Raw genomic sequence first — 12,694 nt, forward strand, 5'->3', positions numbered from 1 at the left:
AACGGCGAGGCTGAATGTACAACTTGTGCTGCCCATGACGTGGGCTGGCGAAAATTAATGGCCCGGGAACGGGACAAGGCTATAACAGGTAATGCCCTGCTTTTCGAGGCGCTGTTCGCCGCCAAGATCGAACAGATTAATGATGAACGCAGCGTCAGTAACTTCACCACCTAAACGGCGGATCAGTTTAACCGTCGCTTCAATGGTGCCGCCTGTTGCCAGCAAATCATCAACCACCAGCACTTTGTCGCCAGGTTTAATGGCATCAACGTGGATTTCCAGCTTATCGGTGCCGTATTCCAGTTCATAAGATTCGTTGATAGTTTCGCGCGGCAGTTTGCCTGGTTTACGTACCGGCACAAAACCAACGCCCAGACCCAATGCTACCGGAGCGCCGAACAAGAAGCCACGAGCTTCAGTGCCGACAACTTTGGTAATGCCCGCATTTTTGTAACGCTCAACCAGTAAATCGATGCTGAGAGCGTAAGCTTTCGGGTCTTCCAGTAAGCTGGTGACATCGCGGAAAAGAATGCCGGGTTTCGGGTAGTCCTGAATGCTTTTGATGCTATTTTTGAGATACTCAAGCTGCTGTGCAGTCGCGGTCATAAGTGTATGCCTGCTTGTTACGGTGGTACTCACGGCGCGTTTTAAACGAGTCAAAAGTAACAGTTGTTTAACCTTTGACCGCCTGCGCCTGTGCTCGAAAACGCCAGAATGTACTGGCTGTGGGCGATAATTGCAACAGCGATTGTTGTGCTTTGCCGTTTTTATTGCTTTTCATCAATCACTGGGATTCGCCACATAAAAATCAGCAAACAGCCGAGGATCACCAATAACAGAATCCGCACCCACGTCATATGGACGAACCAAAGTGAAATCGCAAAAGTTAGTAAAATAATGCATATCGCCCGAGGCTTTGCACCGCGTGGCATCGCATGATATTTCTGCCAGAAGCGTAAATAGCTGCCAAACCATGAGCGGTACAGCAACCAGGCGTGGAAGCGCGGCGATGAACGGGCAAAGCACCAGGCGGCCAGTAGGATAAATGGCGTCGTCGGCAATACCGGTAATACCACGCCCAGCGTACCCAACACTACCGCCAGCCAGCCAATGATGATTAAAATGATTCGTTGCATATTATGTGTAGTCAGCATACAGAGTGGCTACTTTAGCATAACAATTATCATTTTCATTGAGGTCTTATCGTGAAAACTGCCCTGCTGCTGGAAAAACTGGAAGGTCAGCTCGCCACGCTGCGCCAGCGTTGTGCCCCGGTGGCGCAGTTCGCCACGTTAAGCGCCCGTTTCGACAGGCACCTTTTTCAGACCCGTGCGACAACGTTACAGGCGTACCTGGAAGAAGCGGGAGATAATTTGTCCGCGCTTCGCCATGCGGTTGAGCAACAGCAACTGCCGCAAGTCGCCTGGCTGGCAGAACATCTGGCGGCACAACTGGAAGCCATCGCGCGTGAAGCCGCAGCCTGGTCGCTACGCGAGTGGGATAGCGCACCACCAAAAATTGCCCGCTGGCAGCGTAAACGTATTCAGCATCAGGAGTTTGAACGACGGCTACGTGAAATGGTTGCCGAACGTAAAGCCCGTCTGGTGCGGGCGACCGATCTCGTGGAACAGCAAACGCTACATCGTGAAGTGGAAGCCTATGAAGCGCGCCTGGCGCGTTGCCGTCATGCGTTGGAAAAAATCGAAAACAGGTTAGCGCGTTTAACCCGCTAACAATGGAGAAAGTATGTCACTGGAAAATGCCCCTGACGATGTCAAACTGGCCGTCGATTTAATTGTGCTACTGGAAGAAAATCAAATCCCTGCCAGCACCGTGCTGCGCGCGCTGGATATTGTAAAGCGTGATTATGAAAAGAAATTAACGCGCGATGATGAGGCGCAAAGTGATAAATAAATGGGGCCGCTAAATGTCCCCTAAGATTACGGGCAAACGCAAAACTGCCTGATGCGCTACGCTTATCAGGCCTACACCGCTCCTGCAATATATTGAATTTTCGCGGTTTCGTAGGCCGGATAAGGCGGTCACGCCGCATCCGGCATGAACAACGCGCACTTTGTCAGCAATCTCGGGGGCAACTAAATGCCGCCCCTTTCGTTATTATCCTACCGCAGGCGTCGGATCGTCACCTTTGTAGTCACGTTTCACTTCCGTCACTTCATCGCCCTTCTCGTTATGCAAATGCACTTCAAGCTGGTTAAAGGCAATGTTGATGTCGTTTTCACGGCATAACTGATCGATAGTACGGTTCAGTTCATCGACGGTGCGGCTACGGTCGCGCAGTTCACGAACATACAAGCGCAGTTCGTGATCCAGCGTGCTGGCGCCAAATGCAGTAAAGAAGACTTCTGGCATTGGCTCGTGCATCACCCTTGGATGCTCAGTCGCTGCCTGGAGCAGAACTCTGCGGACTTTTTCCAGATCGGAGCCATAGGCCACGCCCAGACGGATCACCAGACGCGTGGTGGTATCAGTCAACGACCAGTTGATCAGACGCTCGGTAACAAACGCTTTGTTCGGGATGATCACTTCTTTGCGATCGAAATCGGTAATCGTTGTCGCACGAATACGGATCTTACTGACCGTCCCAGAGTAGGTACCAATGGTTACCGTATCGCCAATGCGCACCGGACGTTCGAACAAGATGATCAAACCGGAGACAAAGTTACCGAAGATCTCCTGTAAGCCAAAACCAAGACCTACGGATAATGCTGCTGCCAGCCACTGGAGTTTATCCCACGAGACGCCCAGCGATCCGAACACCATCATCGCACCAACGGCAATGATGATGTAGTTAAGGATAGTGGTGATGGCATACGATGCCCCCTGGCGCATGTTCAGGCGCGACAGCACCAGCACTTCCAGCAAACCAGGCAGGTTGCGAATCAACGCCCAGGCCACCATTGAGACGATAATCGCAAACAACAGACTGCCCATGGTGACGTTTTTCACCACCGCAGCGCCAGCTTCAGTGCCGTTGTAATGCCAGAGCGTGATGCTGTCGAGATAGCTGAACACGGTGATCAAATCGGACCAAATTGCCCAGAACATGACACCGAACAGCGCAAACATCAGCAACATGGTAATACGCAGCGTCTGTTGGTTAACCTGCTCCAGCGCGATGGTGGGTTCTTCCGGCGGTTCGGCACCTTCTGCGCCCTCTTTCACCAGATTCTGCCGACGCGCCAGCGCACGACGCCAGGCGATACGCCGCGCCGCTACGCTTAAACCGCGCAATACTGTCTGGTAGAGCAGGTTCCAGATGATCACCAGATAAACGGTTTCAATCCAACGCCCGGAGAGGCGAAGCGTGGTGTAGAAGTAACCTGTAGCGGTCAGCACCATCAGCGCAATCGGGATAATCGACAGCACGGTAATGGTGACCAGTCGCATGGTGTGCGACTCTTTATCACGCCAGCTTTCGCGGCACATCGGCCACACCAGGAAGGCAATCAGCAGCAGGTTGAAGAAAATCATCGCCTGCCCCAGCACATCATCCATCAGATGCAGCGGGGAGAGTTCTGCCACCACAGACCAGAAATGGATCGGCAGCAACGCGAGGCTGATGCGGACAATTTGCCGACGCCAGTGGCTGGTCTGCTGTTCCGGCATACCAAAGTGACGCACGGCAACACCGTTTTTCTCCAGCACTTTCCAGCACAGGCCAAACACCAGCCAGAAAATCGCCAGTTTTTTGCTGAACGACCACAATAATTCTCTGATGTTGAGTTGCATCGTCAGTAGAATCAGACCGACAGCGAGAATAATCAGGCACACCGGCAGTGCGCGGATCAGATCAATAAGAATCGCTTTTGGCGTATTGAGCTGACTATCGTTACGCAGGGAACCTACCGCCGAAGCCAGTTTTTGTTGATATGCTTTCAGCCAGCCTAAACGCCAGTGAATCAGCCCGGCAATCAACAGCAGCGGCAAACCGGCAAGGAAAGCGATAAATACGGCGGGCCAGGCTTTTTCCCAGTTCACCGTAATTTTCATCGATTTAAACTCATCTTTCAGGGTTTGCGGGAACGCTTTGATCCAGTCCCAGTCCATCGGACGGTTACTGTTCACCCAAAAAATTTGCTGAGTCAGGATGGATTTCAGGTTTTTCGATACGCTCATTAACTGCTGCTGGTTGATTTGCAGGTTAATGGCCATCATCAGCTGGTTACCCAACTGTTTGTTAAGCTGATCCAACAGTTCGCGACGCATATCAACCACTTGCAATAACGCATCGTGAACTTCGCTGTTGACTTCGTTGGCGTGACCTTCTTCCAGCTTGCTGACGAACGCATCGCTCTGGAACAGCGCGTCACGTTGCTGGTTGACTTCAAACTGTTCGAGACGCAAGTCCGCGATGCGGTTGGTCATATTTTCCAGTTCATCCGCCGAGGGCAGCGTTTGTTGTTGCTGATAAAGAATGCGTGAAAGCAGCAGACTGCCCTTCAGGACAGAAATCTGCTCTTTGATGTTACGTTCCGATTGCAGCGCCCGCTCCAGCCAGTTTTTGACTTTGATGTTTTGCTGCATCAGGACATTACCGTTTTCGGTAGCGGTAATCAGACGCTGGCTTAATTGCTGGTTTATTTCCAGCTCCTGCTTCACCAGCGGATTAGCCTGAATACGCGCAGCTTCATCCGGGGTAACGGCTTCCTGCGCCGTTTTTTCGGTTAATGTCAGGCGCTTGCTGTTCACCGCCTCCTGCAACAGTTGTAGCTGATGTTCAAGTCGCGTACTGTTCGCCGTCACGTAATCACGCTGCTTTTGCAGGGTATCCTGTAAGACTGTGTTCCCTTCCAGGCTTTTACGCTGTTGGTCAATCTCGGCATTCAGCAAAGCCTGCTGCGCCTGCATTAACACTTTCTGGCTGGGACGTAAGGCGGCTTCGCCGACCTCGGTTCCATCCAGGCGGCTGCGAATTTGTTGCAATTGCTGCGAGGCGGTATACATCGCATTTTGCACGCGTTCAGGCTGCGTCTGTAACGAAACTAACTGGCTGTTATAAGAAGCCAGATCATTTTGTGCATTCTGCAAATCGTCCAGCGCCTGGGAGACACGTAACTCCAACTGGCGCAACGATAGCGTACTCAGAATTTTGCGGGTTTCTTCGTCGTTATCCACATCATTGAGCGCAGTTAGCGCTGCAGTCGCTTGACGCATTTTCTCTGGCGCTTCAGCAACTTTTTGCCGTAATTGCACCGTTTCGTCTTTTATGCGATCGATTTTCTCGAGGGTGGCTAACGTGTCAGTAATATCTTGCTGCACCAGCTTGTCCTGGGCAGAAAGATCTTTTTGTTTATTCAGTGAGTCAAGTTGTGCCTGCAGGTCTGCTTTCGTCGGTAGATCACCATTCGATGACGCCCGCGCAAACGCCGTGTTCTGGCATAACAAGACAAGAACAAAAGCAATAAATGCTGAAAAAACAAAATGCCGTGATCGTTTGTAATACTGGAACATAGTCATGATGAATGAAGGTTTCTGAACCTGAAGAACGACCTGAACGAGTCGGGTGGCTAGAATATCACGGTGTAGAGAGCCAGAATAGCAACAGCGAAAATGTCCAGGATAAATCCTGGAGTCTGATTCAGGATTTTTCGTTGGCGGCGGGAGTACGAAGAGTCGGGCAAAGAAGATACATTTCCAACAAGATGGCTACGTAATCGCGGGCTTCTTTTTTGAGATCAAAAGATTGCGGTGCAAACAGCCAGTTTTCCATCAGGCCGGAAATATAACCGCGCATAATTATCGCCGCACGGCGCGTCATTAAATTGGTTGGTAATAATTTCTTTTCAATACAATGCCTTAACGTTTGCTCTATACGTTCATAACTTTCCAGACAGAGATTTCGTTGTGCCTGTTGGACAACCGCCATTTCTCCGACAAACTCGCATTTGTGGAAAATAATCTCCATCAATAATCGACGCCGTTCTTCCGTCACCGTCGATTCAAGCACATGAATTAGTATTTCTCTTAAAACTGAGAGTGGATCGTCAGGGAATTTTGCCTGATACTCAAGCTCTAGTTCACCAATATTGGACTCTGACAGCTCCCAGATCTCACTGAACAAATCCGACTTGTCTTTAAAATGCCAGTAGATTGCACCGCGCGTAACGCCTGCCGCTTTTGCAATCTCTCCCAGTGAGGTGGATGATACCCCCTGCTGTGAGAAAAGACGTAGCGCCACATCGAGGATGTGTTGACGCGTTTCTTGCGCTTCTTGTTTGGTTTTTCGTGCCATATGTTAGTGAATTTACAGGCGTTAGATTTACATACATTTATGAATGTATGTACCATAGCACGACGATAATATAAACGCAGCAATGGGTTTATCGACTTTTGACCATTGACCAATTTGAAATCGGACACTCGAGGTTTACATATGAACAAAAACAGAGGGTTTACGCCTCTGGCGATCGTTCTGATGCTCTCAGGCAGCTTAGCGCTTACAGGATGTGACGACAAACAGGCCCAACAAGGTGGCCAGCAGATGCCCGCCGTTGGGGTAGTAACAGTCAAAACTGAACCTCTGCAGATCACAACCGAGCTTCCGGGCCGCACCAGTGCTTTCCGGATCGCAGAAGTTCGTCCTCAAGTTAGCGGGATTATCCTGAAGCGTAATTTCAAAGAGGGTAGCGACATCGAAGCAGGTGTCTCTCTTTATCAGATTGATCCTGCTACCTACCAGGCGGCGTACGACAGTGCAAAAGGCGATCTGGCGAAAGCGCAGGCGGCAGCCAATATCGCGCAACTGACTGTTAATCGTTACCAGAAACTGCTGGGTACTCAGTACATCAGTAAGCAAGAGTACGATCAGGCTCTGGCTGATGCGCAACAGGCAAATGCGGCTGTCACTGCGGCAAAAGCGGCTGTTGAAACCGCGCGGATCAATCTGGCTTACACCAAAGTCACCTCTCCGATTACTGGCCGTATTGGTAAATCAAACGTGACGGAAGGTGCCCTGGTGCAAAACGGTCAGGCGACTGCGCTGGCAACCGTGCAGCAACTTGATCCTATCTATGTGGATGTTACCCAGTCCAGCAACGACTTCCTGCGTCTGAAACAGGAACTGGCAAACGGTACGCTGAAGCAAGAGAACGGCAAGGCCAAAGTCTCGCTGATCACCAGCGACGGCATTAAGTTCCCGCAGGACGGTACACTGGAGTTCTCTGACGTGACTGTCGATCAGACCACTGGGTCTATCACTTTACGCGCTATCTTCCCGAACCCGGATCACACTCTGCTGCCGGGTATGTTCGTGCGCGCTCGTCTGGAAGAAGGGCTTAATCCTAACGCCATTTTAGTTCCGCAACAGGGTGTAACTCGTACACCACGCGGTGAGGCTACCGTTCTGGTGGTTGGCGCGGATGACAAAGTGGAAACCCGCCCAATCGTCGCAAGCCAGGCTATTGGCGATAAGTGGCTGGTGACAGAAGGTCTGAAAGCAGGCGACCGCGTAGTAATAAGTGGGCTGCAGAAAGTGCGTCCTGGTGTCCAGGTAAAAGCACAAGAAGTTACCGCTGATAATAACCAGCAAGCCGCAAGCGGTGCTCAGCCTGAACAGTCCAAGTCTTAACTTAAACAGGAGCCGTTAAGACATGCCTAATTTCTTTATCGATCGCCCGATTTTTGCGTGGGTGATCGCCATCATTATCATGTTGGCAGGGGGGCTGGCGATCCTCAAACTGCCGGTGGCGCAATATCCTACGATTGCACCACCGGCGGTCACGATCTCCGCTTCCTACCCCGGCGCTGATGCGAAAACAGTGCAGGACACGGTGACACAGGTTATCGAACAGAATATGAACGGTATCGATAACCTGATGTATATGTCCTCTAACAGTGACTCCACGGGTACTGTGCAGATCACCCTGACCTTTGAGTCTGGTACTGATGCGGATATCGCGCAGGTTCAGGTGCAGAACAAACTGCAACTGGCGATGCCGTTGCTGCCGCAAGAAGTACAGCAGCAAGGGGTGAGCGTTGAGAAATCTTCCAGCAGCTTCCTGATGGTTGTCGGTGTTATCAACACTGACGGCACCATGACGCAGGAAGATATCTCCGACTACGTAGCGGCAAATATGAAAGATGCCATTAGCCGTACGTCGGGCGTTGGTGACGTTCAGCTGTTCGGTTCACAGTACGCGATGCGTATCTGGATGAACCCGAATGAGTTGAACAAATACCAGCTAACGCCGGTTGATGTCATTACCGCTATCAAAGCACAGAACGCCCAGGTCGCAGCCGGTCAGCTCGGCGGTACACCGCCGGTGAAAGGCCAGCAGCTTAACGCCTCTATTATTGCTCAGACGCGTCTGACCTCTACTGAAGAGTTCGGCAAAATTCTGCTGAAAGTGAATCAGGATGGTTCCCGCGTGCTGCTACGTGATGTGGCGAAGATTGAGCTGGGTGGTGAGAACTACGACATCATCGCGGAATTTAACGGACAACCGGCTTCTGGTCTGGGTATCAAGCTGGCAACCGGTGCGAACGCGCTGGAAACTGCTGCGGCAATCCGTGCTGAACTGGCGAAGATGGAGCCATTCTTCCCGTCAGGTCTGAAAATCGTTTATCCGTACGACACGACGCCGTTCGTGAAAATCTCTATTCACGAAGTGGTTAAAACCCTGGTCGAAGCGATCATCCTCGTGTTCCTGGTTATGTATCTGTTCCTGCAGAACTTCCGCGCGACGTTGATTCCGACCATTGCCGTACCGGTGGTATTGCTGGGGACCTTTGCTGTCCTTGCCGCCTTTGGCTTCTCGATAAACACGCTAACGATGTTCGGGATGGTGCTCGCCATCGGCCTGTTGGTGGATGACGCCATCGTCGTGGTAGAAAACGTTGAGCGTGTGATGGCGGAAGAAGGTCTGCCGCCGAAAGAAGCCACACGTAAGTCGATGGGGCAGATTCAGGGCGCACTGGTGGGTATCGCGATGGTGCTGTCGGCGGTATTTATCCCGATGGCCTTCTTCGGCGGCTCTACTGGTGCAATCTATCGTCAGTTCTCCATTACCATTGTTTCGGCAATGGCACTGTCAGTGCTGGTGGCGTTGATCCTGACTCCGGCACTTTGTGCCACTATGCTGAAACCTATCGCTAAAGGCGATCACGGCGAAGGCAAAAAAGGCTTCTTCGGCTGGTTTAACCGCATGTTCGAGAAGAGCACGCACCACTACACCGACAGCGTAGGCGGTATTCTGCGCAGTACGGGGCGTTATCTGGTGCTGTATCTGATCATTGTGGTCGGCATGGCTTATCTGTTTATACGTCTGCCAAGTTCCTTCTTGCCAGATGAAGACCAGGGTGTATTTATGACCATGGTCCAACTGCCAGCGGGTGCGACGCAGGAACGTACGCAGAAAGTGCTCAATGAGGTGACGGATTACTATCTGACCAAAGAGAAGAACAACGTTGAGTCGGTATTCGCCGTTAACGGCTTCGGCTTTGCGGGACGTGGTCAGAACACCGGTATTGCGTTCGTTTCGTTGAAGGACTGGGCTGACCGTCCGGGTGATGAAAACAAAGTTGAAGCGATTACCACGCGTGCAACGCGCGCTTTCTCGCAGATTAAAGATGCGATGGTCTTCGCCTTTAACCTGCCTGCGATTGTGGAACTGGGTACGGCAACGGGCTTCGACTTTGAGCTGATTGACCAGGCGGGCCTCGGTCACGAAAAACTGACTCAAGCGCGTAACCAGCTGCTGGGCGAAGCGGCGAAACATCCTGATCTGTTGACCAGCGTGCGTCCAAACGGTCTGGAAGATACTCCGCAGTTCAAGATTGATATCGACCAGGAGAAAGCTCAGGCACTGGGTGTTTCTATTAACGATATTAACACTACCCTGGGCGCTGCATGGGGCGGCAGCTACGTGAACGACTTTATCGACCGCGGTCGTGTGAAAAAAGTTTACGTCATGTCAGAAGCAAAATACCGCATGCTGCCGGAAGATATCGGTAACTGGTATGTGCGTGCTGCTGATGGCCAGATGGTGCCGTTCTCGGCATTCTCATCTTCGCGTTGGGAGTACGGTTCGCCGCGTCTGGAACGTTACAACGGCCTGCCATCCATGGAGATCTTAGGCCAGGCGGCACCAGGTAAGAGTACCGGTGAAGCAATGGCGCTGATGGAACAACTGGCGAGCAAACTGCCTACCGGTGTTGGCTACGACTGGACGGGGATGTCCTATCAGGAACGTCTCTCCGGCAACCAGGCGCCGTCGCTGTATGCGATTTCGTTGATTGTCGTGTTCCTGTGTCTGGCGGCATTGTACGAGAGCTGGTCGATTCCGTTCTCCGTTATGCTGGTCGTGCCGCTGGGGGTTATCGGTGCGTTGCTGGCAGCCACCTTCCGCGGCCTGACCAACGACGTCTACTTCCAGGTGGGCCTGCTCACAACCATTGGGTTGTCGGCGAAGAACGCGATACTTATCGTCGAATTCGCCAAAGACTTGATGGATAAAGAAGGTAAAGGTCTGATTGAAGCAACTCTGGATGCGGTGCGGATGCGTTTACGCCCAATCCTGATGACTTCACTGGCATTTATCCTCGGTGTTATGCCGCTGGTTATCAGCACCGGTGCTGGTTCCGGCGCGCAGAACGCAGTAGGTACTGGTGTAATGGGCGGGATGGTGACCGCAACTGTACTGGCTATCTTCTTCGTTCCGGTGTTCTTCGTGGTGGTTCGCCGCCGCTTTAGCCGCAAAAATGAAGATATCGAACATAACCATACAGTCGATCATCATTGATTAATGTCGTAATCACTAAGGCCGCGCAAGCGGCCTTTTTTATACGCGTAATCTTAATGTTGAAATGTTTATAGTTAATGATTTCAAACGTAAGTTAGTTTTAACACCGCATAAAATTCATAAAAAATACTTATTGTTAGTTAATTTATATTAAGTCGTACCGATGGATTTAATAACCCCCAGGCATCTAGAGGCTATTCTTAATTATTTGCGGCAATTCTTTATTTGTTCATGTCAATTACATCATAATCAGAGTAATCCTGGGTATTAGTGTGACAAATCGTCAGACCATTTTATCACTCTCAAACATCCTGATTACATTATGTTATGAATAGCATCAGACAAAGTGCTTTAGCCATTACGTCGTCAGCGCTGGAATGAGGAAGAGAGTCTTTTCCCTCCCCTCCTCCTAATTGTAATTTTTCGTAATAATACGATGAAAACCGCCAAAGAGTAGCTTATAGTTAATCTAACAAGTGAGAGGGCAGGCCAGGTCTGTAAGTTTTCCATCCCAAAAGGTGTCCGTTAGTTCAACCGCTAAGAAGGGGGACGCGTTATGGATGAATACTCACCAAAAAGACATGATGTCGCGCAGCTTAAATTTCTCTGCGAAACCTTGTATCATGACTGTCTTGCAAACCTTGAAGAAAGTAACCATGGTTGGGTTAACGACCCTACCTCGGCCATCAATCTGCAGCTTAATGAACTCATTGAACATATAGCAACCTTCGCACTTAATTACAAAATTAAGTATAATGAAGACAATAAGCTCATTGAGCAGATAGATGAATATCTGGACGACACCTTTATGTTGTTCAGTAGTTATGGTATTAATATGCAGGATCTCCAGAAATGGCGGAAGTCAGGTAACCGACTGTTCCGTTGTTTTGTGAATGCCACTAAAGAGAATCCTGCGAGTTTATCTTGTTAGAATTATTACAACCATGGGTAGAAGTATGTCCGATAAACCTTTAACGAAAACCGATTATTTGATGCGTCTGCGTCGTTGCCAGACAATTGACACGCTAGAGCGTGTTATCGAGAAAAATAAATACGAATTATCAGATAATGAACTGGCGGTATTTTACTCAGCCGCAGATCACCGCCTCGCAGAATTGACCATGAATAAACTCTACGACAAGATCCCCTCCTCTGTATGGAAATTTATTCGGTAATTAAATAGCAGACATTCGAAAATGTAACCGACTGTTTATTAACATTATTATATTATTCGCAATGAAAGCATACTGCATGTGACCTTCATCACATTCGGAAAACGGGAACGTTCTCTTAACTGACTATTCGCATTACCGTGTTGCCGCATTTTCAGCAACGGGAGGTCAGTAATGAGCACAGAAAAAGAAAAAATGATTGCTGGTGAGTTGTATCGCTCGGCAGATGAGGAGTTATCTCGCGATCGCCTGCGCGCTCGTCAGCTTATTCACCAATACAATCACTCCGCACCGGAAGAACAAACATTACGCCAGAAAATTCTCACCGATTTATTCGGTCAGGTAGCAGATGCTTATATTGAACCCTCTTTTCGCTGCGACTATGGCTATAACATTTTTTTGGGCAAAGGATTTTACGCCAACTTCGATTGCGTGATGCTCGATGTCTGCCCAATTCGTATCGGTGATAATTGCATGTTGGCACCAGGTGTTCACATTTATACCGCTACGCACCCTGTCGACCCAGTAGCCCGTAATAGTGGCGCTGAACTGGGGAAACCTGTGACTATCGGTAATAACGTCTGGATTGGCGGACGTGCTGTCATCAACCCTGGTGTAACCATTGGCGATAACGTCGTGGTGGCCTCTGGCGCCGTCGTCACAAAAGATGTTCCGGCTAACGTTGTCGTGGGCGGTAACCCGGCCACTGTCATTAAAAAACTGTAACCATGGTTGCAACTGTTATGCAAAATTGTGGTT

Annotated in this window: 11 protein-coding genes and 1 pseudogene; 7 read left to right on the top strand and 5 right to left on the bottom strand. The window is 50.2% G+C overall.

From position 1 onward, the window contains the following. Positions 1-54: 54 nt before the first annotated feature. Entirely contained in the window at positions 55-606 is a 552-nt protein-coding gene (gene apt, locus FEK50_RS02260; RefSeq protein WP_064529079.1) for an adenine phosphoribosyltransferase, read from the bottom strand. Positions 607-767: 161 nt separating this feature from the next. Beyond that, positions 768-1,136 (bottom strand): DUF454 family protein, encoded by a 369-nt coding sequence (locus FEK50_RS02265; RefSeq protein ID WP_130215613.1) that lies wholly within the window; start codon positions 1,134-1,136, stop codon positions 768-770. Between the two features lie 69 nt (positions 1,137-1,205). Between FEK50_RS02265 and priC the strand changes: the two genes are divergently transcribed. Beyond that, complete coding sequence (gene priC, locus FEK50_RS02270; RefSeq protein WP_130206301.1) at positions 1,206-1,733, top strand: primosomal replication protein N''; 528 nt, start codon at positions 1,206-1,208, stop codon at positions 1,731-1,733. Between the two features lie 13 nt (positions 1,734-1,746). Next, positions 1,747-1,914, top strand: coding sequence for a pleiotropic regulatory protein RsmS (rsmS, locus tag FEK50_RS02275; RefSeq protein WP_130206299.1), 168 nt, complete (start codon positions 1,747-1,749; stop codon positions 1,912-1,914). 45 nt (positions 1,915-1,959) lie between these two features. Here the strand turns inward: rsmS and FEK50_RS24685 are convergent. The 3 genes and pseudogenes from FEK50_RS24685 to acrR all read right to left on the bottom strand — a co-directional run. Then, a pseudogene (locus tag FEK50_RS24685) lies at positions 1,960-2,058 on the bottom strand (hypothetical protein); the annotation flags it as partial. Positions 2,059-2,118: 60 nt separating this feature from the next. Further along, positions 2,119-5,481: a mechanosensitive channel MscK gene (gene mscK / locus FEK50_RS02280; RefSeq protein WP_135524485.1), complete on the bottom strand. Its 3,363-nt coding sequence runs from the start codon at positions 5,479-5,481 to the stop codon at positions 2,119-2,121. Positions 5,482-5,602: 121 nt separating this feature from the next. Beyond that, on the bottom strand, positions 5,603-6,256 hold the full coding sequence (acrR, locus tag FEK50_RS02285; protein ID WP_130206295.1) for a multidrug efflux transporter transcriptional repressor AcrR: 654 nt from the start codon (positions 6,254-6,256) through the stop codon (positions 5,603-5,605). A 141-nt stretch (positions 6,257-6,397) separates the two neighbouring features. Between acrR and acrA the strand changes: the two genes are divergently transcribed. The 5 genes from acrA (at position 6,398) to maa (ending at position 12,661) form a co-directional block, all read left to right on the top strand. Next, positions 6,398-7,591: a multidrug efflux RND transporter periplasmic adaptor subunit AcrA gene (gene acrA / locus FEK50_RS02290; protein ID WP_130206293.1), complete on the top strand. Its 1,194-nt coding sequence runs from the start codon at positions 6,398-6,400 to the stop codon at positions 7,589-7,591. Positions 7,592-7,613: 22 nt separating this feature from the next. After that, positions 7,614-10,763, top strand: a complete 3,150-nt coding sequence (gene acrB, locus FEK50_RS02295; RefSeq protein ID WP_131160987.1) for an efflux RND transporter permease AcrB — start codon at positions 7,614-7,616, stop codon at positions 10,761-10,763. Between the two features lie 556 nt (positions 10,764-11,319). Continuing rightward, complete coding sequence (gene tomB / locus FEK50_RS02300; RefSeq protein ID WP_021532618.1) at positions 11,320-11,694, top strand: Hha toxicity modulator TomB; 375 nt, start codon at positions 11,320-11,322, stop codon at positions 11,692-11,694. A 25-nt stretch (positions 11,695-11,719) separates the two neighbouring features. Continuing rightward, the gene (locus FEK50_RS02305) at positions 11,720-11,938 is read left to right on the top strand and encodes an HHA domain-containing protein (RefSeq protein WP_001280991.1); all 219 of its coding nucleotides are present in this window, start codon (positions 11,720-11,722) and stop codon (positions 11,936-11,938) included. A gap of 171 nt (positions 11,939-12,109) precedes the next feature. Then, positions 12,110-12,661 carry a maltose O-acetyltransferase gene (gene maa, locus FEK50_RS02310; RefSeq protein ID WP_130206289.1) on the top strand — a complete coding sequence of 184 codons (552 nt, stop codon included), beginning with the start codon at positions 12,110-12,112 and terminating at the stop codon, positions 12,659-12,661. Positions 12,662-12,694 lie beyond the last annotated feature (33 nt).

This window comes from Escherichia sp. E2586 (assembly GCF_005781105.1).
Lineage (GTDB): Bacteria > Pseudomonadota > Gammaproteobacteria > Enterobacterales > Enterobacteriaceae > Escherichia.